Genomic DNA, 420 nt, shown 5'->3' with positions numbered 1-420 from the left:
TCCGAACCCGTGATGTGCAGCGTGTTGCCCGCCTGCATCGTCACGTTGCCCGTGGTGCTGCCAATCAGGCTGCCTTGTGCGCTCTTGTTTGCATCGTTGACCGTATCCTTCTGGTCTTGCGTGCCATATGAGATGCCAATGCCGGCCGTGCCAAAGCCCGTTCTCTTCTCCTCATAAGACGAAGACGAGTGTACGGTGTTCTCCGTCGTGGTGATATTCACGTCGTGCGTGGCATTGAGCGACACATCGTTCGTGCCGACAATCGTGCTGCCTCGTACGTTGATATCCTTGCCGCTGGTGATCGTCACCGCATCGGCGGAAATCATGCTGCCTTGCGAAAGGATCGCCGTCGAATTAGACGAACTCGCCACCTCCTTACCGCTCACCACATTGCTGTGGCTATGCGTTTCCTGCGAGTTG

The 420-nt window shown here is 56.7% G+C and carries 1 protein-coding gene; it reads right to left on the bottom strand.

Annotated features, from left to right (window positions below; all coding sequences use genetic code 11):
* A partial coding sequence (locus NCR98_RS33265; RefSeq protein WP_250528597.1) for a hemagglutinin repeat-containing protein occupies window positions 1–420 on the bottom strand: 420 nt, incomplete at both ends.

Source organism: Caballeronia sp. GAWG2-1 (assembly GCF_023631405.1).
Classification (GTDB): domain Bacteria; phylum Pseudomonadota; class Gammaproteobacteria; order Burkholderiales; family Burkholderiaceae; genus Caballeronia.
Note: the sequence above shows the minus strand (reverse complement) of the source record. Positions and strands in the feature narration are given on the sequence as shown.